The organism is Streptomyces sp. NPDC000348, assembly GCF_042898795.1.
Classification (GTDB): Bacteria; Actinomycetota; Actinomycetes; order Streptomycetales; family Streptomycetaceae; genus Streptomyces.
This window is the reverse complement of record NZ_JBIAZD010000005.1, coordinates 357,782-379,886: the sequence shown is the minus strand read 5'-3', so window position 1 is coordinate 379,886 and position 22,105 is coordinate 357,782. Positions and strand designations below refer to the sequence as shown.

At 74.7% G+C, this 22,105-nt stretch carries 18 protein-coding genes; 13 read left to right on the top strand and 5 right to left on the bottom strand.

The window, feature by feature from the left end:
* Nucleotides 1-25: 25 nt before the first annotated feature.
* From ACFY3N_RS13520 to cobI, 7 genes are read left to right on the top strand one after another with little or no spacing between them, the layout of a single operon-like run.
* Nucleotides 26-967: a cobalamin biosynthesis protein gene (locus tag ACFY3N_RS13520; protein WP_390816801.1), complete on the top strand. Its 942-nt coding sequence runs from the start codon at nt 26-28 to the stop codon at nt 965-967.
* Entirely contained in the window at nt 964-2,499 is a 1,536-nt protein-coding gene (locus ACFY3N_RS13515; RefSeq protein WP_390816800.1) for a cobyric acid synthase, read from the top strand. Before ACFY3N_RS13520 ends, ACFY3N_RS13515 begins: the two co-directional genes overlap by 4 nt.
* Complete coding sequence (gene cobN, locus ACFY3N_RS13510; protein WP_390816799.1) at nt 2,496-6,164, top strand: cobaltochelatase subunit CobN; 3,669 nt, start codon at nt 2,496-2,498, stop codon at nt 6,162-6,164. Before ACFY3N_RS13515 ends, cobN begins: the two co-directional genes overlap by 4 nt.
* Nucleotides 6,161-8,176: a putative cobaltochelatase gene (locus ACFY3N_RS13505; RefSeq protein ID WP_390816798.1), complete on the top strand. Its 2,016-nt coding sequence runs from the start codon at nt 6,161-6,163 to the stop codon at nt 8,174-8,176. The genes cobN and ACFY3N_RS13505 overlap by 4 nt, the downstream gene beginning before the upstream one ends.
* Nucleotides 8,176-8,784 carry a cob(I)yrinic acid a,c-diamide adenosyltransferase gene (gene cobO / locus ACFY3N_RS13500; RefSeq protein ID WP_390816797.1) on the top strand — a complete coding sequence of 203 codons (609 nt, stop codon included), beginning with the start codon at nt 8,176-8,178 and terminating at the stop codon, nt 8,782-8,784. The genes ACFY3N_RS13505 and cobO overlap by 1 nt, the downstream gene beginning before the upstream one ends.
* Nucleotides 8,778-10,250 (top strand): cobyrinate a,c-diamide synthase, encoded by a 1,473-nt coding sequence (locus tag ACFY3N_RS13495; protein WP_390816796.1) that lies wholly within the window; start codon nt 8,778-8,780, stop codon nt 10,248-10,250. Before cobO ends, ACFY3N_RS13495 begins: the two co-directional genes overlap by 7 nt.
* Complete coding sequence (gene cobI, locus ACFY3N_RS13490; protein WP_390816795.1) at nt 10,247-10,978, top strand: precorrin-2 C(20)-methyltransferase; 732 nt, start codon at nt 10,247-10,249, stop codon at nt 10,976-10,978. The genes ACFY3N_RS13495 and cobI overlap by 4 nt, the downstream gene beginning before the upstream one ends.
* A 17-nt stretch (nt 10,979-10,995) precedes the next feature.
* Here cobI and ACFY3N_RS13485 read toward each other — a convergent pair whose 3' ends face one another.
* Nucleotides 10,996-11,724 carry a ZIP family metal transporter gene (locus tag ACFY3N_RS13485; RefSeq protein ID WP_390816794.1) on the bottom strand — a complete coding sequence of 243 codons (729 nt, stop codon included), beginning with the start codon at nt 11,722-11,724 and terminating at the stop codon, nt 10,996-10,998.
* A 105-nt stretch (nt 11,725-11,829) separates the two neighbouring features.
* On the opposite strand from ACFY3N_RS13485, the gene cobM reads away from it, so the two are divergent.
* The 6 genes from cobM to cobC are packed head-to-tail and all read left to right on the top strand — an operon-like array spanning nt 11,830 to nt 18,111.
* Nucleotides 11,830-12,648 carry a precorrin-4 C(11)-methyltransferase gene (gene cobM, locus ACFY3N_RS13480; protein ID WP_390816793.1) on the top strand — a complete coding sequence of 273 codons (819 nt, stop codon included), beginning with the start codon at nt 11,830-11,832 and terminating at the stop codon, nt 12,646-12,648.
* Nucleotides 12,645-13,880, top strand: a complete 1,236-nt coding sequence (gene cbiE / locus ACFY3N_RS13475) for a precorrin-6y C5,15-methyltransferase (decarboxylating) subunit CbiE (RefSeq protein WP_390816792.1) — start codon at nt 12,645-12,647, stop codon at nt 13,878-13,880. Before cobM ends, cbiE begins: the two co-directional genes overlap by 4 nt.
* Nucleotides 13,877-15,559 (top strand): precorrin-3B C(17)-methyltransferase, encoded by a 1,683-nt coding sequence (gene cobJ / locus ACFY3N_RS13470; protein WP_390816791.1) that lies wholly within the window; start codon nt 13,877-13,879, stop codon nt 15,557-15,559. Before cbiE ends, cobJ begins: the two co-directional genes overlap by 4 nt.
* Entirely contained in the window at nt 15,556-16,149 is a 594-nt protein-coding gene (locus tag ACFY3N_RS13465) for a precorrin-8X methylmutase (RefSeq protein ID WP_390816790.1), read from the top strand. Before cobJ ends, ACFY3N_RS13465 begins: the two co-directional genes overlap by 4 nt.
* Nucleotides 16,146-17,054, top strand: a complete 909-nt coding sequence (locus tag ACFY3N_RS13460) for a sirohydrochlorin chelatase (RefSeq protein WP_390816789.1) — start codon at nt 16,146-16,148, stop codon at nt 17,052-17,054. Before ACFY3N_RS13465 ends, ACFY3N_RS13460 begins: the two co-directional genes overlap by 4 nt.
* Nucleotides 17,044-18,111, top strand: a complete 1,068-nt coding sequence (gene cobC / locus ACFY3N_RS13455) for an Rv2231c family pyridoxal phosphate-dependent protein CobC (RefSeq protein ID WP_390816788.1) — start codon at nt 17,044-17,046, stop codon at nt 18,109-18,111. The genes ACFY3N_RS13460 and cobC overlap by 11 nt, the downstream gene beginning before the upstream one ends.
* A gap of 173 nt (nt 18,112-18,284) precedes the next feature.
* Here cobC and ACFY3N_RS13450 read toward each other — a convergent pair whose 3' ends face one another.
* The 4 genes from ACFY3N_RS13450 to ACFY3N_RS13435 form a co-directional block, all read right to left on the bottom strand.
* Nucleotides 18,285-19,190, bottom strand: a complete 906-nt coding sequence (locus ACFY3N_RS13450) for an SCO1860 family LAETG-anchored protein (RefSeq protein ID WP_390816787.1) — start codon at nt 19,188-19,190, stop codon at nt 18,285-18,287.
* Between the two features lie 176 nt (nt 19,191-19,366).
* Entirely contained in the window at nt 19,367-20,458 is a 1,092-nt protein-coding gene (locus ACFY3N_RS13445; protein ID WP_390816786.1) for an amidohydrolase family protein, read from the bottom strand.
* 21 nt (nt 20,459-20,479) lie between these two features.
* Nucleotides 20,480-21,271, bottom strand: a complete 792-nt coding sequence (locus ACFY3N_RS13440; RefSeq protein ID WP_390816785.1) for an amino acid ABC transporter ATP-binding protein — start codon at nt 21,269-21,271, stop codon at nt 20,480-20,482.
* Entirely contained in the window at nt 21,268-22,104 is an 837-nt protein-coding gene (locus tag ACFY3N_RS13435; RefSeq protein ID WP_390816784.1) for an amino acid ABC transporter permease, read from the bottom strand. The genes ACFY3N_RS13440 and ACFY3N_RS13435 overlap by 4 nt, the downstream gene beginning before the upstream one ends.
* Nucleotide 22,105: the final 1 nt, after the last annotated feature.

Here is a 22,105-nt window from a genome sequence, read left to right as displayed (position 1 = left end):
CTCCGGATCCTCGGCCGGCTGAGCCATGGGTGCCGATCGCGTGTTCGCGTACGGCGCCGCCGCCGGCCTCCTGGGCGACCTGCTGCTCGGCGACCCCCGCCGGGGACATCCGGTCGCCGCTTTCGGGCGGGCCGCGGCCGGCGTGGAACGGGTGCTGTGGCGGGACGACCGGGGCCGGGGCGCGGTGCACACCGCCGTCTGCGTCGGCGGGACCGTCGCGCTGGGAGGCCTGGCCGCACGCCTCGTGCGCTCCTCCCCCGCCGCCTCCGCCGCCCTGACCGGCGTCGCCACCTGGGCCGTCGTGGGCGGCACCTCGCTGGCCCGTGAGGCCCGCGCCATCGGGCGGGCGCTGGAGGCCGGGGACGTCGAGGCGGCGCGGGCGCGGCTGCCGCACCTGTGCGGCCGGGACCCGCAGGCGCTGGACGCCGACGGGATCGCCCGCGCGGTGGTCGAGTCCGTCGCCGAGAACACCTCCGACGCCGTGGTGGGCGCGCTGGTGTGGGGTGCCGTCGCCGGGGTGCCGGGCCTCCTCGGGTTCCGGGCCGTCAACACGCTGGACGCGATGGTCGGCCACAAGTCCCCGCGTTACCGCCGCTACGGCTGGGCCTCCGCCCGCCTCGACGACGTCGCCGGGTGGCCCGGGGCGCGGCTGACCGCCGTACTCGCCGCGCTCGCGGGACCGGACCCGCGCGGGGCCGTGCGGGCGTGGCGCGCGGACGCGGCGAAGCATCCGAGCCCCAACGCTGGGCCCGTCGAGGCGTCCTTCGCGGGCGCGCTCGGCGTACGGCTCGGCGGGACCCTCTCCTACGGCGGGCGGGTCGAGCACCGGCCCGTCCTCAACGGCGGCGGGCGTGCCGTCGCCGTGTCCGACATCGACCGGGCGGTACGGCTCTCGCGGCGGGTCGGCTGGCTCGCGCTCGGGGCCGGAGCCGCCGCGCGGAGCCTGAGGAAGGGGCGTGCATCGTGAACGGTGGGGGGCTGCTGGTCGCCGGGACCACCTCGGACGCCGGCAAGAGCGTGGTGACCGCCGGGATCTGCCGGTGGCTGGTGCGGCAGGGTGTCAAGGTCGCGCCGTTCAAGGCGCAGAACATGTCGCTGAACTCGTTCGTGACGCGGGAGGGCGCGGAGATCGGGCGGGCGCAGGCCATGCAGGCCCAGGCCTGCCGGATCGAGCCGACCGCGCTGATGAACCCGGTGCTGCTCAAGCCGGGCGGCGAGCAGTCCAGCCAGGTGGTGCTGCTGGGCAAGCCGGTCGGCGAGCTGAGCGCGCGCGGGTACCACGGCGGGCGGCAGCAGCGGCTGCTCGGCACGGTGCTGGACTGTCTGGAGCGGTTGCGGGGCACGTATGACGCGGTGATCTGTGAGGGGGCCGGCAGCCCGGCCGAGATCAACCTGCGGCGCACGGACATCGTGAACATGGGCATCGCCCGGGGCGCCGGACTGCCGGTCCTGGTGGTCGGCGACATCGACCGGGGCGGCGTCTTCGCGTCCTTCTTCGGCACCGTCGCGCTGCTCTCCCCCGAGGACCAGGGGCTGGTCGCCGGGTTCCTGGTGAACAAGTTCCGGGGCGACGTGTCGCTGCTGGAACCGGGCCTTGACATGCTGCACGGCCTGACCGGGCGGCGGACGTACGGCGTGCTGCCCTTCCGGCACGGGCTCGGCATCGACGAGGAGGACGGACTCAGGGTGTCGCTGCGCGGCGCCGTGCGGGAGTCCGTGGTCGCCGCGCCGGTCGGCGAGGACGTGCTGCGGGTCGCCGTGTGCGCGGTGCCGCTGATGTCCAACTTCACGGACGTGGACGCGCTCGCCGCCGAGCCGGGTGTCGTGGTGCGGTTCGTGGACCGGCCCGAGGAGCTCGCCGACGCCGACCTGGTGGTCGTACCGGGCACCCGCGGGACCGTGCGGGCACTGGAGTGGCTGCGGGAGCGCGGGCTCGCGGACGCGCTGGAGCGGCGGGCGGCCGAGGGGCGGCCCGTGCTCGGGATCTGCGGGGGCTTCCAGATCCTCGGCGAGCACATCGAGGACGACGTGGAGAGCCGCCGGGGCCATGTGGACGGCCTCGGGGTACTGCCCGTGCGGGTGCGGTTCGCGCGGGAGAAGACCCTCACGCGTCCCTCGGGCGAAGCCCTCGGGGAGCCCGTCGAGGGGTACGAGATCCATCACGGGGTCGCCGACGTCACCGGCGGGGAGACGTTCATCTCCGACGGCCGAGGACACAGCCTGGACGGCTGCCGGGTCGGGCAGACCTGGGGCACGCACTGGCACGGCTCGCTGGAGTCGGACGGTTTCCGCCGGGCCTTCCTGCGCGAGGTGGCGCGGGCCTCGGGCCGCCGCTTCGTGCCGGCCCCCGGCACCTCGTTCGCCGCGCTGCGCGAGGAGCAGCTCGACCGGCTCGGCGACCTGATCGAACAGCACGCGGACACGGACGCGCTGTGGCGGCTCATCGAGTCCGGCGCGCCGCAAGGACTGCCTTTCATTCCACCGGGAGCGCCCGCATGAGCACTGTGTTGTTGTTGTCGACCGCCGACACGGACCTGCTGGCGGCCCGTGCCTCCGGCGCCTCCTACCGGATCGGCAACCCGACCCGCGTCGACGTCACGGACGAACTGCCCGCGCTGCTGGACGGGGCGGACCTCGCCGTCGTACGGCTGCTGGGCGGCAAGCGCGCCTGGGAGGACGGGCTCGCGGCGCTGAAGGCGTCCGGGATCCCGGCGGTGCTGCTCGGCGGGGAGACCGTGCCCGACGCCGAGCTGATGGCCGAGTCGACGGTGCCGGCCGGTGTGGTGGCCGAGGCGCTGCGGTACCTCGTCGAGGGCGGCCCGGACAACCTCACCGAGCTGGCCCGGTTCCTGTCGGACACCGTGCTGCTGACCGGCGAGGGGTTCGAGGAGCCGCGGAGGATGCCGGAGTACGGCGTCCACGGCGGACGTGCCGTGGACCAGGGCCGCCCGACGGTCGGCGTGCTCTTCTACCGGGCGCACGAACTGAGCGGCAACACCGCCTTCGTGGACACGCTGTGCGACGCGATCGAGGCGCGGGGCGCCAACGCCCTGCCCGTCTACTGCGGTTCGCTGCGCGGCGCCGACCCGGGGCTGTACGAGCTGCTGGCCGGGGCCGACGCCCTGGTCGCCACCGTGCTCGCGGCCGGCGGCACGCACGCCTCGCAGGCGTCGGCGGGCGGTGACGAGGAGGCCTGGGACATCGGGGCGCTCGCCGACCTGGACGTGCCGGTGCTGCAGGGGCTCTGCCTGACGTCGTCGCGCGCCGCCTGGGAGGAGTCCGACGCCGCCCTCTCCCCCATGGACGCGGCGATGCAGGTCGCCATCCCGGAGTTCGACGGCCGGCTGGTCACGGTGCCGTTCTCCTTCAAGGAGCAGGGCCCGGACGACGTCCCGGTGTACGTCGCCGACCCGGAGCGGGCCGCACGGGTGGCCGGGATCGCCGTGCGGCACGCCCGGCTGGGGCACAAGCCGAACGCCGAGAAGAAGCTCGCGCTGGTCTTCACCGCGTACCCGACGAAGCACTCGCGCGTCGGGAACGCGGTGGGGCTCGACACGCCGGCCTCGGCGGTGCGGGTGCTGGACGCGCTGCGGGACGCGGGCTATTCCCTGACCGAATACCCCGACAACGGCGACGAGTTGATCCACCGGCTCATCGAGGCCGGTGGCCACGACGTCGAGTGGCTGACCGAGGAGCAGCTGGCCGCCGCGCCCGCGCGGGTGCCGCTGGCGGACTACCGGGCCTGGTTCGAGAAGCTGGATCCCGAGCTGCGGGACGGGATGCGTCAGGCGTGGGGCGAGCCCCCGGGGTCGCTGTACGTCGACGGGGAGGACATCGTCCTCGCCTCGCTCCGGTTCGGGAACGTCGTGGTGATGATCCAGCCGCCGCGCGGCTTCGGGGAGAACCCGATCGCGATCTACCACGACCCCGACATGCCGCCGTCGCACCACTACCTGGCGGCCTACCGCTGGCTGGAGGCCGCGACATCGGAGGGGGGCTTCGGCGCCGACGCGATCGTGCACATGGGCAAGCACGGCACGATGGAGTGGCTGCCGGGCAAGGGGCTGGGGCTGAGCGCCGGGTGCGCCCCGGACGCGGTGCTCGGCGAACTGCCGCTGATCTACCCGTTCATCGTGAACGACCCCGGCGAGGGGACGCAGGCCAAGCGGCGCGGGCACGCGACGGTGGTCGACCACCTGGTGCCGCCGATGGCACGGGCCGACACCTACGGCGACCTGGCCAAGCTGGAACAGCTCCTCGACGAGTACGCGCTCGTCTCCGACCTGGACCCGGCGAAGGCACCGGCGGTCCGCGCGCAGATCTGGACGCTGGTCAAGGCCGCGGAACTCCACCACGACCTGCACGTGGACGACCAGCCGGGCGACGACGACTTCGACGAGTTCGTCATGCACATCGACGGCTATCTGTGCGAGATCAAGGACGTGCAGATCAGGGACGGCCTGCACATCCTCGGCGGCGGCCCGGTCGGCGAGCCGCGCGTGAACCTCGTCCTGGCGGTGCTGCGCGCCTCGCAGGTGTGGGGCGGGCGGGCGAACGCGCTGCCGGGGCTGCGGGCCGCGCTGGCCGCGCACTTCGGGCTGGTGGAGAAGGAACTGCTGGCCGAGCCGGGTGCGCCGGTGAAGGTGCCGGTGGAGCTGACGGCCCTGGTGGACGGCCCGGCGCGCACGGGCGCCGACGCGATCGACCTGCTGGAGCGACTGTGCCGGCGGATCGCGGAGGGGATGGAGGAGCGCGGCTGGGCGGCCGACGCGGTCCCCGCGCTGGTGCGCGAGGCGCTGGGCACGGAACTCCCCGACGCGGTGGCCGTGGTGCGGTTCGCGTGCGAGGAGGTCGTGCCCCGGCTGGCCCGTACGACGGACGAGATCGGGAACGTCCTGCGGGCGCTGGACGGCGGTTACGTCCCGGCGGGACCGTCGGGCTCGCCCACCCGCGGCCTGGTCAACGTGCTGCCCACCGGACGGAACTTCTACTCCGTCGACCCCAAGGCGATTCCGTCACGGCTGAGCTGGGAGGTCGGGCAGTCGCTCGCCGACTCGCTGGTGCAGCGGTATCTGCAGGACACGGGCGAGTATCCGAAGTCCGTGGGCCTGACGGTGTGGGGCACGTCGGCGATGCGCACCCAGGGCGACGACATCGCCGAGATCCTGGCGCTCCTCGGGTGCCGTCCGGTGTGGGACGACGCGTCGAGGCGGGTGACCGGGTTCGAGGTGGTCGGCCTCGAGGAGCTGGGCCGGCCGCGCATCGACGTGACGGTCCGCATCTCCGGGTTCTTCCGGGACGCGTTCCCGCACGTGGTGGGGCTGATCGACGACGCGGTGCGCGCGGTGGCGGAGCTGGACGAGCCGGCCGACCGGAACTACGTACGCGCCCACGCCGACGAGGACACCGCCGAGCACGGCGACCGGCGGCGGGCCACGGCGCGCATCTTCGGCTCGAAGCCGGGGGCGTACGGTGCGGGGCTGCTGCCGCTGATCGACGCCCGGAACTGGCGGTCGGACGCGGACCTCGCCGAGGTGTACGCGGTCTGGGGCGGTTACGCCTACGGGCGCGGGCTCGACGGGCGGGCCGCGCGCGGGGACATGGAGACGGCGTTCCGGCGGATCGCGGTGGCGGCGAAGAACGTCGACACGCGCGAGCACGATATCCACGACGCGGACGACTACTTCCAATATCACGGCGGCATGGTCGCCATGGTGCGGCACCTGACGGGGGCCAGCCCCGAGGCGTACGTGGGGGATTCGGCGACTCCGGACCAGGTGAGGACCCGCACGCTCGGCGAGGAGACGCACCGGGTCTTCCGGGCCCGCGTGGTCAACCCGCGCTGGATGGCGGCGATGCGGCGGCACGGCTACAAGGGCGCCTTCGAGATGGCGGCCACCGTGGACTACCTCTTCGGGTACGACGCCACGGCCGGGGTCGTGGACGACTGGATGTACGAGAGGCTCAGCGCGGAGTACGTCTTCGACGCGGAGAACCGGGACTTCATGAAGAAGTCCAACCCGTGGGCGCTGCGCGGCATCACCGAGCGGCTGCTGGAGGCCGCCGACCGCGGGCTGTGGGCCGAGCCGGACGCGGACACGCTGGAGCGGCTGCGCGCCACCTACCTGGAACTCGAAGGCGATCTGGAGGGCGACGACCAGTGACCACCCCCTTTCCGTTCACGGCCGTCGTCGGTCAGGACGACCTGCGGCTCGCGCTGCTGCTGAACGCGGTCTCCCCGGCGGTCGGCGGGGTGCTGGTGCGCGGTGAGAAGGGCACGGCGAAGTCGACGGCGGTGCGCGCGCTCTCGGCGCTGCTCCCGGAGGTCGCCGTGGTGCCCGGCTGCCGGTTCTCCTGCGACCCCTCGGCCCCGGACCCCGGCTGCCCGGACGGTCCGCACGGGAGCGGGGGCGGCGCCGCGCGGCCCGCGCGGATGGTCGAGCTGCCCGTGGGCGCCTCCGAGGACCGGCTGGTCGGGGCGCTCGACATCGAGCGGGCCCTGGCGGAGGGCGTGAAGGCCTTCGAGCCGGGGCTGCTGGCCGACGCCCACCGGGGCATCCTGTACGTCGACGAGGTCAACCTCCTCCACGACCACCTGGTCGACCTGCTGCTGGACGCGGCGGCGATGGGCGCCTCGTACGTCGAGCGCGAGGGTGTCTCCGTGCGGCACGCGGCGCGGTTCCTGCTGGTCGGGACCATGAACCCCGAGGAGGGCGAGCTGCGGCCGCAGCTCCTCGACCGGTTCGGGCTGACCGTCGAGGTGGCCGCCTCGCGCGAGCCCGGCCAGCGGGTGGAGGTCGTACGGCGGCGGCTGGCGTACGACGACGATCCCGCCGCCTTCGCCGCGCGGTGGGCCGGGGAGGAGGCCGCCGTACGGGCGCGGATCGTGGCGGCGCGGGAGCTGCTGCCGTCGGTGCGGCTGGGGGACGGGGCGTTGCGGCAGATCGCGGCGACCTGTGCGGCGTTCGAGGTGGACGGCATGCGCGCCGACATCGTGATGGCGCGTACGGCGACCGCGTTGGCGGCCTGGGCCGGGCGGACGGACGTGCTGGCCGAGGACGTGCGGCAGGCGGCGCTGCTGGCGTTGCCGCACCGGCGGCGGCGGAATCCGTTCGACGCGCCCGGTCTGGACGAGGACAGGCTCGACGAGACGCTGGAGGAGTTCGGGGGCGACGACGACCCCGACACCGACCCGGACGGGCCCGACGGACCCGGCGGGGGCGGCGGGCAGCCGCCCGCGGAAGGCCCGGAGGGTCCGGGGGACGGCGGTGCGGCGGGGGCGCCGGACGGGGCCGAGGAGTCCGGTCCGGCGCAGCCCGCCGGGGCCGGCTCCGGCGAGCGGTCCCCCGTGGGTGCCGCCGAGCCCTTCCGCACCAAGGTGCTGAGCGTCCCCGGCATCGGCGAGGGTGCCGCCGGGCGGCGGTCGCGGGCGCGGACCGAGCACGGGCGGACGACGGGGGCGCGACGGCCCCGGGGTGCGCTGACCAAGCTGCACCTGGCCGCCACCGTCCGGGCGGCGGCCCCGCACCAGCGGGCGCGGGGCCGGTCCGGGCCGGGGCTGGTGGTGCGCCGGGACGATCTGCGGCAGGCCACGCGCGAGGGGCGTGAGTCGAACCTCGTGCTGTTCGTCGTGGACGCCTCCGGGTCCATGGCGGCGCGGCAGCGGATGAGTGCCGTGAAGGGTGCCGTGGTGTCGCTGCTGCTCGACGCCTACCAGCGGCGGGACAAGGTGGGGCTGGTGACCTTCCGGGGGGCGGCGGCCGACGTCGCCCTGCCGCCGACCTCGTCGGTGGACGCCGCCGCGGCCCGGCTGGAGTCGCTGCCGACCGGTGGGCGGACCCCGCTGGCGGCGGGACTGCTCAAGGCGCACGACGTGCTGCGGGTGGAGCGGCTGCGGGATCCCTCGCGGCGGCCGCTGGTCGTCGTGGTGACGGACGGACGGGCGACCGGTGGTCCGGAGCCGGTCGCGCTGGCCTCGCGCGCGGCGCGGCTGTTCGCGGCCGAGGGGGTCGCGTCGGTGGTCGTGGACTGCGAGTCGGGGCCGGTGCGGCTGGGGCTCGCCGGGCGGTTGGCCGGTGAGCTGGGCGGCGGTGCCGTGACGCTGGACGAGCTGCGGGCCGACTCGATCGCCGGGCTGGTCAGGGATGTGCAGGGGACTTCGAGGAGGGCCGCGTAATGCCGAAGGGGCAGCCGAGTGTCGTACCCGATGACGGCCTGACGACGCGGCAGCGGCGCAACCGGCCGCTGGTCGTCGTGCACACGGGCATCGGGAAGGGGAAGTCGACCGCCGCGTTCGGGCTCGCCCTGCGGGCCTGGAACCAGGGGTGGCCGATCGGGGTGTTCCAGTTCGTCAAGTCGGCGAAGTGGAAGGTCGGCGAGGAGAACGCGCTGCGGGTGCTCGGTGCCTCCGGTGAGGGCGGCACCGTGGACTGGCACAAGATGGGCGAGGGCTGGTCGTGGGTGCAGCGCGACCTGCGGGGGGACAACGTCAGCAACGAGGAGAAGGCCCGGGAGGGCTGGGAGCAGGTCAAGCGGGATCTCGCCGCCGAGACGTACCGGCTGTACGTGCTCGACGAGTTCGCCTACCCGATGCACTGGGGGTGGGTCGACACCGATGAGGTGGTGTCCGTGCTGCGGGAGCGGCCGGGGACGCAGCATGTGGTGATCACGGGGCGGAACGCGCCGGAGGAGCTGGTCGGGGCGGCCGACCTCGTGACCGACATGTCCAAGGTGAAGCACCCCATGGATGCCGGGCAGAAGGGGCAGAGGGGCATCGAGTGGTGAGCTCCGTTCCCCGGCTGGTGATCGCCGCGCCCTCGTCGGGCAGCGGCAAGACCACCGTCGCCACGGGGTTGATGGCCGCGCTGTCCGCGCGGGGGTTCGCCGTGTCCGGGCACAAGGTGGGGCCCGACTACATCGATCCCGGGTACCACTCGCTCGCCACCGGGCGGGTGGGGCGGAACCTCGACGCGTACCTGTGTGGGCCGGAGCTGGTGGCTCCGCTGTTCGCGCACGGGGCGCGGGGGTGTGACGTCGCCGTCGTCGAGGGTGTCATGGGGCTGTACGACGGGGCCGCCGGTGAGGGCGAGCTGGCGTCCACCGCGCAGGTGGCGAAGTTGCTGCGGGCGCCGGTCGTGCTCGTCGTGGACGCGTCGTCGCAGTCGCGGTCGGTGGCGGCGCTGGTGCACGGGTTCGTGAGCTGGGATCCGGAGGTGCGGATCGGGGGGGTGATCCTGAACAAGGTCGCCTCGGACCGGCACGAGGGCTTGTTGCGGGAGGCGTTGGACTCCGTCGGGGTGCCGGTGCTCGGTGTCCTGCGGCGGGCCGCTCAGGTGGAGACGCCGTCTCGGCATCTGGGGTTGGTGCCCGTCGCCGAGCGGGGCTCTGTGGCTGTCGAGGCTGTTTCGGCGATGGCCGCGCAGGTGGCCTCCGGGTGTGATCTGTCGGCGTTGGTCGCGCTCGCGCGGAGTGCGGGGGCGTTGACCGGTGCGGCTTGGGACGCGGGTGAGGCCTTGGTTTCCTCGCCCCCGCCGCCCCTTCCCTCCCCCACTCCCGGCTCCGCTCGAGCGGGGGGACCCCCATCGTCCCCGGGGGCTGCGCCCCCAGACCCCCATCGGCCCTGCGGGCCTCGTCCTCAAGCGCCGGACGGGCTGGTTGTGGCTGTTGCTGGTGGGGCTGCGTTCACGTTCTCCTATGCCGAGCACGCCGAGTTGCTGACCGCCGCCGGGGCCGAGGTCGTCACCTTCGATCCCCTGCGGGACGAGGAACTGCCCGAAGGAACTTCCGGGTTGGTCATCGGCGGGGGCTTTCCCGAGGTGTACGCCTCCGAGCTGTCCGCCAACGAGTCGTTGCGCAAGGCCGTCGCCGGACTCGCCCTCGGTGGGGCTCCCGTCGCGGCCGAGTGCGCCGGGCTGCTGTATCTGTGCCGGGAGCTGGACGGGCTGCCCATGTGCGGGGTGCTGGACGCCTCCGCGCGGATGTCGGAGCGGCTGACCCTCGGCTACCGGGACGCGGTGGCCGTGAGCGACAGTGCGCTGGCCGGCGCCGGTACGCGGATGCGGGGACACGAGTTCCACCGGACCGTGGTCGAGCCGGGGGCCGGGGACGGACCCGCCTGGGGGATGCGGGCGCCCGAGCGGCGCGTCGAGGGATTTGTACAGCGCGGTGTGCACGCGAGCTATCTGCACACGCACTGGGCGTCCGAGCCCGGTGTCGCCCGTCGGTTCGTGGAGAGGTGCCGGACGTCATGAGCAGCAGGCTGATCGGGGTGGGGGTCGGTCCCGGGGACCCGGAGCTGGTGACCGTCAAGGGGGTCAACGCCCTGCGGGCCGCGGACGTCGTCGTCGTACCGGTGATGGACAGCGGTGAGCGGGGGCGCGCCGAGGCGACCGTGCTGCACTACGCGCCCGCGGGGAAGGTCGTCCGGGTGGTGTTCGCGCTGAACGAGCGGACCGACCGGGCGCGGCGCGAGGCGGCCTGGGACGCCGCCGGTGAGCGGGTCGCCGGGCTGCTGCGGGAGCACGGGTCCGTCGCCTTCGCGACCATCGGGGACCCCAATGTGTACTCGACGTTCACGTACCTCGCCCACACCGTCGCGCGGCTGGTGCCGGACACCGTCGTCGAGACCGTTCCGGGGATCACCGCCATGCAGGAGCTCGCGGCGCGTTCCGGGGCCGTGCTGACCGAGGGGACCGAGCCGCTCACGCTGGTTCCGGTGACCGCGGGGGCCGCCGTGCTCAAGGACGCCCTGGCCGGGCCCGGGACCGTCGTCGCGTACAAGTTCGGGCGGCAGGCCGGTGAGGTCGCCGAGGCGCTGCGGGAGGCCGGGCGGATCGGCGACGCGGTGTGGGGGTCGGCGCTCGGGCTGCCGGAGGAGTCGGTCCGGCCCGCCGCCGAGCTGGACGGTGCGCCGCTGCCGTACCTCTCGACGCTCATCGCACCGCCGCGGCGTGACGGCGGGCGGGGCGGCAAACTGTGAGCCGGGCCGGGTCGTGCTCAGTGCGCGGCGCCCACCACCAGCCAGATGAACAGCGCGCCCGCGATCGTGCACAGCAGGGTGGAGCGGGCCGGGTGCTCGTGGTGGGCCTCCGGCAGGATCTCGGCCGCCGCGAGGTAGAGCAGGGCCCCGCCGAACAGGCCGAGGTAGCCGCCGAGCAGCGGTTCCGGGATCGTGAAGAACAGCGTCGACGCGGCGCCGGCGACCGGTGCCGCCGCGTCCGCGAGCAGCATCGTCAGCGCGCGGCGGCGGGCGTTGCCGTAGACGCGCGTGAGCGTGTACGTGTTGAAGCCGTCCGCGAAGTCGTGGGCGATCACGGCCACCGCGACGGCGGCGCCCATGCCGCCGCCGACCTGGAAGGCCGCGCCGATCGCCACGCCGTCCATGGCGCTGTGGCCGACCATCGCGGCGGCGGCCGTGAGGCCCACCTCGGGCGTGCGGCCGTTCCTCTCCTCGGCGCCGTGCGCGGCCTGCCGGTGGGCCAGCAGGCGTTCCACCAGATGGGCCAGCAGGAAACCGGCGACGAAGAGCAGCAGGGCCGCGGGGACGCCGTACACCTCGGTGCCGGCCGCCTCCAGGGACTCCGGGAGGAGCTCGAGGCCGACGACGCCGAGCATCAGCCCGCCGGCCAGGCCCAGCACCAGGTGGCGGCGGTCGGTCACGCGGTGCGCCGACCAGCCGCCGGCCAGCGTCATCAGGAACGCGCCGAGCGCGACGAGGACCGCCATGTGTTCTTCGTATCCGATCGGCGTCCGGTCGCGCACGCGTGACAGCCGCTCACCGCCCACTTCTTGACCTCCGACATCCCTGACCTCAGGAGAGGACCGATTTCCATGGCCGATGCCGCAGGCGGCAAGGTGACCTTCGTCGGGGCCGGCCCCGGCGCCGCCGATCTGCTGACGTTCCGTGCCGCGCGCGCCATCGCCGAGGCCGATGTCGTGATCTGGGCCGCCAGCCTGGTGCAGGAGGAGGTCCTCCGGCACGCGCGTGAGGGCGCCGAGATCCTCGACTCGGCGACGATGTCCCTGGAGGACGTCGTCGCCGTCTACGAGCGGGCCCACGCGGAGGGGCTGAAGGTCGCGCGGATCCACTCGGGTGATCCCGCCCTGTGGGGCGGCACTCAGGAGCAGGTCGACCGGTGCGCGGAGCTCGGTGTCGCGACCGAGATCGTGCCCGGCGTGTCGTCGTTCTCCGCCGTCGCGGCGCTCGCGCAGCGGGAGCTGACCATTCCCGAGGTGGCGCAGTCCGTGGTGCTGACCCGGCTCGGCGGCGGCAAGACGCCGATGCCGCCGGGCGAGGAGGTCCGCGAGTTCGCGCGGCACGGCACCACCATGGCGGTCTTCCTGTCGGCCGCCCGCAGCGGGCAGCTGGTGCGGGAGCTGCTGGAGGGCGGCTACCCGACGTCCACGCCGGTCGTGGTCGCGTACCAGGCGACCTGGCCGGAGGAGCTGGTCGTGAAGTGCACGATCGGCACGCTGGAGGAGACGGTCAAGGAGCACAAGCTGTGGAAGCACACGCTGTTCCTGGTCGGTCCGGCCCTCGACGCGCACGGCACCCGCTCGCACCTGTACCACCCCGGTCACTTCCACGGCTTCCGCAAGGCCGACCCCCAGGCGCGCCGGGCGTTGCGTTCGCGGGGTGCGAGCACGTGATCACCGTCGTCGGGATGGGCGCCGGGGCGCCGGTCGACGCCGGGGTGACGGCGGGGGCGGAGCTGGTGGTCGGCGGGCGTCGGCACCTGGACGCCGTGCGGGCGCCGGAGGGGGCCGAGCGGATCGTGCTCGGGCCGCTGGCGCCGGCCCTCGACACCGTGGAGAAGTACGTCGCCGAGGAGCGGCCGGTCGTGGTGCTGGCGTCCGGGGACCCCGGGTTCTTCGGGATCGTGCGGGCGCTGGCCGAACGGTTCGGGCCGGAGCGGCTCGACGTGCGGCCCGGGGTCTCCTCCGTGGCCGCCGCGTTCGCGCGGGTCGGGCTGCCGTGGGACGACGCCGTGGTGGTGAGCGCGCACGGCAGGGATCCGCGTACGGCGGTGAACCTGTGCCGGTCCCGTCCGAAGGTCGCCGTGCTGACGGGGCCGGGGGCGGGTCCGGCCGAGCTGGGGGCCGCGCTGCGGGACAGCGCGCGCGTGCTGGTCGTCGCCTCCGCGCTCGGTTCCGACCGGGAGCGGGTGGAGCGGGTGACGCCCGCCGAGGCCGCCGTCCGGGACTGGGGTGCGGCGGTGAACGTGGTGCTGTGCCTGGACGAGGCGCAGGTCCTCGGGCCGGTGCGGACCGTGGCGGGCGGGGGCGGGGAGCCCGTCGGCTGGGCGCTGGACGAGGCCGAGTTCGACCACCGCGACTCCATGATCACCAAGTTCGAGGTGCGGGCCCTGGCCCTGGCCCGGCTCGGTCCGCGCCCCGGTGAGCTGGTGTGGGACGTCGGTGCGGGGTCGGGGTCCGTGGCGGTGGAGTGCGCGCGGCTGGGGGCCGCCGTCACCGCCGTGGAGAAGACGCCGGACGGGGTGGAGCGCGTCCGCGCCAACGCCGCCGCGCACGGGGTCGACGTGCGCGTGGTGCACGGATCGGCGCCGGATGCGCTGGCCGGCCTCGACGACGACCCGGACGCCGTGTTCGTCGGCGGCGGGGGACGCGAACTGCCGGCGGTCGTCACCGCGTGCGCGCGCCGGGCGCGACGGACCGTCGTCGTCGCCGTGGCCGCGCTCGACCGGGTCCCGGCGGCCCGTGCGGCGCTGACGGACGCCGGTCTCTCCTGCGACGGCGTGCTGCTGCAGTCGTCGCGGCTCGCTCCGCTGCCCGGGGACGTGACCCGGCTGGCGGCCACCAATCCCGTTTTCCTGCTGTGGGGCGTCCGGTCCCGCGGCCGTACCGAAGGAGTCACCCAGTGATCGGCCTCATCTCCGCCACCGCGGCGGGAGCGGCAGCGCGGGACCGGCTGGCCGCCGCGTGGCCGGACCGCACGCGCGTGTACGAGGGTCCCGTCGCGGACGCCGTACGGGCCGCGTTCGCCGAGTGCGGGCAGCTCGTGTGCTTCCTCGCCACGGGCGCCGTGGTGCGGCTGGTGGCGCCGCTGCTGCACGACAAGGCGAGCGACCCGGGCGTGGTCTGCGTCGACGAGGGCGGACGGTTCGCGGTGTCGCTGGCCGGCGGGCACGGCGGCGGGGCGAACGAACTGGCCCGTGAGGTCGCCGAGGTGCTGGGCGCCGAACCGGTGGTGACGACGGCGACCGACGCCGCCGGTCTGCCGGGTCTGGACACCCTCGGTCTGCCGGTGGAGGGGAACGTCGCCGCCGTGTCGCGGGCCCTGCTGGACGGCGAGGCGGTGGCGCTGCGCGCCGAGGTGACCTGGCCGCTGCCGCCGCTGCCGGTCGCGGACGAGGGGCCGTACACGATCCGGGTCACGGACCGGCTGGTGGAGGCGGGCGAGCGGGAGGCGGTGCTCCGGCCGCCCACCCTCGTCGTCGGCGTCGGCGCCTCGAAGGGCGCCCCCGTGGACGAGGTGCTCGGCCTGGTCGAGGGCGCCCTGCGCGAGGCCGGGCTGTCGGCGGCGTCGCTCGCCGCGCTGGCCACCGTGGACGCCAAGGCCGACGAGCCCGGCGTCGTGGCGGCGGCCCGGCGGCTCGGGGTGCCCCTGGTGACGTACGCCGCCGAGGAGTTGGCGCGCGTCGAGGTGCCCAACCCGTCGGACGCGCCGCTCGCCGCCGTCGGCACCCCGTCGGTGGCGGAGGCCGCCGCGCTGGTGGGCGGGGGCGAACTCCTGGTGCCCAAGCGGAAGTCGGCGGCGCGGCCCGCGATGGCGACCTGTGCCGTCGTACGGCGGCCGGGGCGCGGACGGCTCGCGGTAGTGGGGCTGGGGCCCGGTGCGCGGGACCTGCTCACCCCGCGGGCGAAGTCCGAACTGCGGCGCGCCTCCGTGCTGGTGGGGCTCGACCAGTACGTCGACCAGATCCGCGATCTGCTGCGGCCGGGCACCCGCGTGCTGGAGTCCGGGCTCGGGGCGGAGGAGGAGCGGGCCCGCACAGCCGTCGCCGAGGCCCGGCGCGGGCAGGCGGTCGCGCTCATCGGCAGCGGGGACGCCGGGGTGTACGCCATGGCCTCCCCGGCGCTCGCGGAGGCGTCCGACGACATCGACGTGGTCGGGGTGCCGGGCGTGACGGCGGCGCTGGCGGCCGGGGCGGTCCTCGGGGCGCCGCTGGGGCACGACCACGTGTCGATCAGCCTGTCCGACCTGCACACGCCGTGGGAGGTCATCGAGCGGCGAGTGCGGGCGGCGGCCGAGGCGGACCTCGTGGTGACGTTCTACAACCCGCGCAGCCGGGGCCGTGACTGGCAGCTGCCGAAGGCGCTCGCGATCCTCGCCGGGCACCGGGAGCCGGCGACGCCGGTCGGGGTCGTGCGCAACGCGTCCCGCGCGGACGAGTCGAGCCGGCTGACCACGCTGGCCGCGCTCGATCCGGCGTGGGTGGACATGATGACGGTCGTGACCGTGGGCAACACGGCGACCCGTGAGATTGCGGGGCGCATGGTCACCCCGCGTGGCTACCGCTGGCAGGAGGAGGCACGGTGAACCGCGTGGTGCACCCCATCGAGCAGGAGTCCTTCCGGCGGCTGCGCGCCCGCCTCGACACCTCGCGCTTCCCGCCGCTGACCCGGGCGGTGGTGGAGCGGGTCATCCACTCCGCGGCCGACCTGGAGTACGCCTCCGACCTCGTCATGGACGAGGACGAGCTGGCGGGGGCCCACGCCGCGCTGCACGCCGGGGCACCGGTCGTGGTGGACGTGGAGATGGTGGCGGCCGGGATCACCCGCCGGGAGACCGTGTGCCGGCTGAAGGACGCGAGGTCCGGTCCCGGTCTGACGCGTTCGGCGCACGCCGTGCGGCTGGCGTACGAGGAGGTCGGGCCCGGCGCCCTGTGGGTGATCGGCTGCGCGCCGACCGCCCTGGAGGAGCTGCTGACCCTGGACGCCTCCCCCGCGCTCGTCATCGGGCTGCCCGTCGGTTTCGTCGGGGCGGCCGAGTCCAAGGCCGCGTTGCGGGAGAGCGGGCTGCCCGCCGTGAGCAACGTGTCCGAGAAGGGCGGGTCGGCGGTCGCCGCCGCCGCCCTCAACGCCCTGCTGTACCAGCCCGCTTCATCCGAATCCGAGGAGAACCTGTGACCACCCCGCCGCCCGCCCTGCTCATCGCCGGCCACGGCACCCGGGACGACGCCGGAGCGGAGGCGTTCCGTGACTTCGTGCGGGAGCTGGGACGCCGCCACCCCGAACTGCCCGTCGCCGGCGGGTTCATCGAGCTGTCCCCGCCGCCGCTGGGCGAGGCCGTCGCCGAGCTGGTGGAACGGGGGGCGCGGCGGTTCGCGGCTGTGCCGCTGATGCTGGTGTCCGCCGGGCACGCCAAGGGGGACATCCCGGCCGCGCTGGCCCGCGAGAAGGAACGGCACCCCGGGATCTCGTACAGCTACGGCCGTCCGCTGGGCCCGCACCCCGCGCTGCTGACCGTGCTGGAGCGACGGCTGGCCCAGGCGGTGGACCCCTCCTGGGACCCGGCCGGGGTGACCGTGCTCCTGGTGGGGCGCGGGTCGACGGACCCGGACGCCAACGCCGAGGTGTTCAAGGCGGCGCGGCTGCTGTGGGAGGGGCGCGGGTACGCGGGCGTGGAGACGGCGTTCGTGTCGCTGGCGGCGCCGGACGTGCCGGACGGCCTGGACCGGTGCGCGCGGCTGGGGGCGCACAGGGTCGTCGTGCTGCCGTACTTCCTGTTCACCGGGATCCTGCCGGACCGGGTGCGGCAGCAGACCGAGGAGTGGGCGGCGGCGCACCCGGAGACCGAGGTGCGGTCGGCGGACGTCATCGGTCCGGAGCCGGAGCTGCTGGATCTGGTGTGGGAGCGGTACGAGGAGGCCGTGCGGGGCGACCTGCGGATGAACTGCGACTCGTGCGTGTACCGGATCGCGCTGCCCGGTTTCGAGGACAAGGTGGGGCTGGCCCAGCAGCCGCACTTCCACCCGGACGACGACGGTCACCACCATCACGGGCACGGTCACACGCACTCCCATGCGCACTGAGTCCGGGGGCGGCGGGCACGATCTGCGGCACCACGGGGACGCCGAGGTCCGCGACGACGGCTCCGCGCTGGTCGACCTCGCGGTGAACGTCCGCGCGGACACGCCTCCGGGGTGGCTGCGGGAGCACATCGCCGGGTCGCTGTCCGGGCTCGCCGCCTACCCGGACGGGCGGGCCGCGCGGGCGGCGGTGGCGGCGCGGCACGGGCTGCCGGTGGAGCGGGTGCTGCTGACGGCCGGGGCGGCGGAGGCGTTCGTGCTGCTGGCGCGGGCGCTGAAGGTGCGCCGGCCGGTGGTGGTGCATCCCCAGTTCACGGAGCCGGAGGCGGCGCTGCGGGACGCCGGGCACACGGTGGACCGGGTGCTGCTGCGGGAGGCGGACGGTTTCCGGCTGGATCCGGCGGCGGTGCCCGGGGACGCGGACCTGGTGGTGATCGGCAACCCGACGAACCCGACGTCGGTGCTGCACCCGGCCGCGGCGGTCGCCCGGCTCGCCCGGCCGGGGCGGACGCTGGTGGTGGACGAGGCGTTCATGGACGCGGTGCCGGACGAGCGCGAGGCGCTGGCCGGGCGCACGGACGTCCCCGGTCTCGTCGTCCTGCGCAGCCTCACCAAGACGTGGGGGCTGGCGGGGCTGCGGATCGGTTACGTCCTGGCGGCCCCGGAGACCGTGGCGGAGCTGGAGCGCGCGCAACCGCTGTGGCCGGTGTCCACACCGGCGCTGGCGGCGGCGGAGGCGTGCGTGGGGCCGGGGGCGCTCGCGGAGGCGGCGCGGGCGGCCGGCCGCGTCGTGGCGGACCGGGCGCACCTGGTCGCGGGACTGCGGGAGTTCGCCGGGCACGGGCTGCGGGTCGTGGAACCCGCCGAGGGGCCGTTCGTCCTGGTGCGGCTGCCGCACGCGGCGTCGGTACGGGGACGGCTGCGCGCCCTCGGTTACGCGGTGCGGCGCGGGGACACGTTCCCGGGGCTGGGCGAGGAGTGGCTTCGGCTGGCGGTACGGGACCGGGGGACGGTGGACGGGTTCCTGGGCGCGCTGGGGCGGGTCCTGAGAGCGGTTTGATTCGCCCCCGCCGCCCCTTCCCGTCCCGAAACTGGGGCTCCGCCCCAGACCCCGCTCCTCAAACGCCGGAGGGGCTGACTTCCAGCCCTTCCGGCGTTTGAGGAGCGGGGGTCCGGGGGCAGCGCCCCCGGGGGGGGGACGGGAAGGGAAAGGGGCGGCGGGGCGAGGAACCGTCAGTTCGCCCGGCCCCGGCGGGACAGGGCCACCGCTCCGGCGCCCGCCGCCAGGAGGGCGATCGCGCCGCCCGCGATGTACGGCGTCATCGGATCGCCCCCCGTCTCGGCGAGGTCGGCCTGCGCCCGCGCCCCCTGCGGCTGCGCGCCGGCGGCCTCCTCCTGGGCCGCGGGAGCGTCAGGGGCGTCAGGGGTCTCGCACGCGGCCTCCGCGAGGGTCAGCGTGCCGTCGACCTCGGCGACGTTCAGCTTCAACGGGTTGACGGAGACCTGGAGTCGGAGGGCGGTCGCCGCGGCCGTCGTCGACGTGGTCCCGGTCCTCGACAGGTCCAGCCGGACCTCGCCCACGCCCGGCACCTCGACACGGGTGGGACCGCCGGAGGTCAGGGTGACGCGTTTGCCGAGGACGGTCACCGAGGCGGGCAGGGTCACCGAGGCGTGCGGGGTCCGCCCGGCCTCGCAGACGGCCCTGGAGGTGATCGACTCGAGCTCGACGACCGACAGCAGCGGCAGACCGGGAACGTGGAGCCGGGCCTTGGCGAGCGTGGCGGACGCCTCGGCCCGCCCGCCGTCCACCGTCGCCCTGGCGTCGGCCGCCTCCGCCCGCAGCACGCTGAAGGGCCTGCCGCCGTCGACGCCGTCCAGGCTGGCGGTGAGGGCCGTCTTCCGCGCGCTCTGCGGTGCCCGGACCTCGTTGAGGGTGACGGCGAGCGGGGCGTGCACGGTCTTGTTGAGCAGGGACACGTCGAGCCCGGTGCGGAGCACGGCGGCGCTCGCGCCGCCGTGCTCCCCGGTGGCGTGCGCGGTGCCCGCGCCGGCCAGGACGGCGGGACCCGCGGCGAGGGCGGCGGCCGCGGCGACGGCGACCCAACGGCATGCGGGCGTAAGGAAGTTGATGCTGTACAAGGTGGCGGGACCCCCATGGGACACGACTGGGACCCGGCAAGGATGTCCGCGCGCACGGCGGGACGTCAGCGGTCCGCCGACTCTTCACCCCTTCGGGGTGAATCGGCGGATACGTTCGAATCGCGGGGCACGGCTGTTCCCCGTCGTCACCCTCGTGCGTCCCACCGGGCGCGTTCCTAACCGACCACGCGCCCGTTCAGCACCACCCGGCGCGGATCCGCCAGCACGCGCAGGTCCGCGCGCGGGTCGGAGCCGTAGACCACCAGGTCGGCCGGGGCGCCCTCCTCCAGGCCCGGCCGCCCGAGCCACTTCCGGGCCGCCCAGGTGCCGGCGGCCAGGGCCTCGACGGCCGGGAGGCCGGCCTTGGCCAGTTCGGCGACCTCGTCGGCCGCCAGGCCGTGCGGGAGGGTGCCGCCGGCGTCCGTGCCGACGTAGACGGGGACGCCGGCGTCGTAGGCGGAGCGCACGGTGTCGTAGCGGCGTTCGTGGAGCCGGCGCATATGGGCCGACCAGCGGGGGAACTTGGACTCGCCGCCGTCGGCGAGCGCGGGGAAGGTGGCGATGTTGACGAGGGTGGGGACGATCGCGACACCCCGCTCGGCGAAGAGGGGGACGGTGTCGTCGGTGAGGCCCGTGGCGTGCTCGACGCAGTCGATGCCGGCCTCGACCAGGTCCCGCAGGGAGTCCTCGGCGAAGCAGTGCGCGGTGACGCGGGCGCCCAGCCGGTGCGCCTCGGCGATCGCCTCCTCGACCGCGGCGCGCGGCCAGCAGGCCGACAGGTCGCCCAGGTCGCGGTCGATCCAGTCGCCGACCAGCTTCACCCAGCCGTCGCCGCGGCGGGCCTCCCGGGCGACGTACGCGACGAGGTCGTCGGGCTCGACCTCCCAGGCGTAGTTCCGGATGTAGCGGCGGGTGCGGGCGATGTGCCGGCCGGCCCGGACGATCTTCGGGAGGTCGTCGCGGTCGTCGATCCAGCGGGTGTCGGAGGGCGAGCCCGCGTCGCGCAGCAGCAGGGCGCCGGCGTCGCGGTCGGTGAGCGCCTGCTTCTCGGCGACGTCCTCGGGGACCGCGCCGTGCCGGTCGAGGCCCACGTGGCAGTGGGCGTCGACCAGCCCGGGCAGCACCCAGCCCTCGACGGTGCGGACGTCCCGGGCGCCGGCGGGCCGGTCGTAGGAGATCCGGCCGCCGACGACCCACAGCTCGTCGCGGACCTCGTCCGGGCCGACGAGGATCCGCCCCTTCACGTGCAGCACCGCGCGTTCGCTCATGCACCGCACCCTAGTCAGGCGCTACTCGGACGTCCCCACCTGGTCCGAGGTCTCCTCCTCCACGTCCGCCATGGCGGGGTCGAGGAGGCGGGAGAGGAAGTGGCGGGTGCGTTCGTGCCGCGGGTGGCCGATGACCTGCCCCGGGGTGCCGTCCTCGACGACCACCCCGCCGTCCATGAAGACGACCCGGTCGGCGACCTCGCGGGCGAAGGTCATCTCGTGGGTGACGACCATCATCGTCATGCCCTCGTCCGCGAGCATCCGCATCACGGCCAGGACGTCGCCGACCAGCTCGGGGTCGAGCGCCGAGGTCGGCTCGTCGAACAGCATCACCTCGGGGCCCATGGCCAGCGCGCGGGCGATGGCGACGCGCTGCTGCTGTCCGCCGGAGAGGGAGGACGGGTAGGCGTCCGCCTTCTCGGCCAGCCCCACCCGCCGGAGGTTCTCGGCGGCCACCTCCGCCGCCCGCGCCTTGTCCCTCCTCAGCACCCTGCGCTGCGGCAGCGTGAGGTTCTCGGTCACCGTGAGGTGCGGGAAGAGGTTGAACTGCTGGAAGACCATGCCGATACGACGGCGTACGGCGTCGATGTCGACGTCCGGGTCGGTGAGTTCCGTACCGCCGACGAAGACCTGGCCCTCGGTGGGTTCCTCCAGGAGGTTCACGCACCGCAGCAGGGTCGACTTGCCCGAGCCGGACGGGCCGATGACGCAGACGACCTCGCCCTGGCCGATCTCCAGGTCGATGCCGCGCAGCACCCGGTTGTCGCCGAAGGACTTGTGCAGACCGCTGACGCGGATCTCCGGCCGGCTCATTTCACGGCCTCCTGGGCCTTGGCCTCCATGCGGCGCACGACGAAGCCGAGCGGAACGGTGATCAGCAGGTAGCACAGGCCGGCCACCAGGATGGGGGTGGAGTTGGCGGTCTGGCTGGCCAGGTCGCGGCCGTACTTGGACAGTTCGCGCTCCTCCAGGGTGACGCCGAGGAACAGCACCAGCGAGGAGTCCTTGAAGAGCAGGACGAGTTCGTTGGTGAGCGGCGGCAGGATGATCCGGAAGGCCTGCGGGATGATGATGGAGACCATGGCCCGGGCGGGCGAGAAGCCCAGGGATCGGGCCGCCTCCATCTGTCCCTTGGGCACCGCCTGGATGCCGGCCCGGATCGTCTCCGCCATGTACGCGGCGGCCACCAGGCCGAGCGCGAGGGCGACCTTGCCGTAGGTGCCGCCGACGATCTCCGTGCCGGGGAAGGCGAGCGGCACGGCCACGCCGATGAAGATGAAGATCAGCAGGGCGGGCAGGCCGCGGAAGATCTCGATGTAGACGCCGGCCAGCCAGCGGTACGGGCCGACGGACGACAGCCGCATCAGCGCGATCACCATGCCGAGGGCGAGTCCGACGGCGAAGCCGGTGACCGTGTAGAGCACGGTGTTCTTCAACGCCAGGGTGATGACGTCGGGGAACATCCGCCCGGCGATCTCGGCCTGCGCGAACTGGTTCTGCAGCCTGTCCCAGTCGGCCGCGACCGCGAAGGCGATCACGGCCGCGACGAACACGGCGTACTGGACGCCGCGCGACAGGCTGCGCCTCTGGCGCCGCGTCAGGCCCTTCCTCTTCGGCTGGAGTCGTCGCTCCTCCGTGTCGGTCATG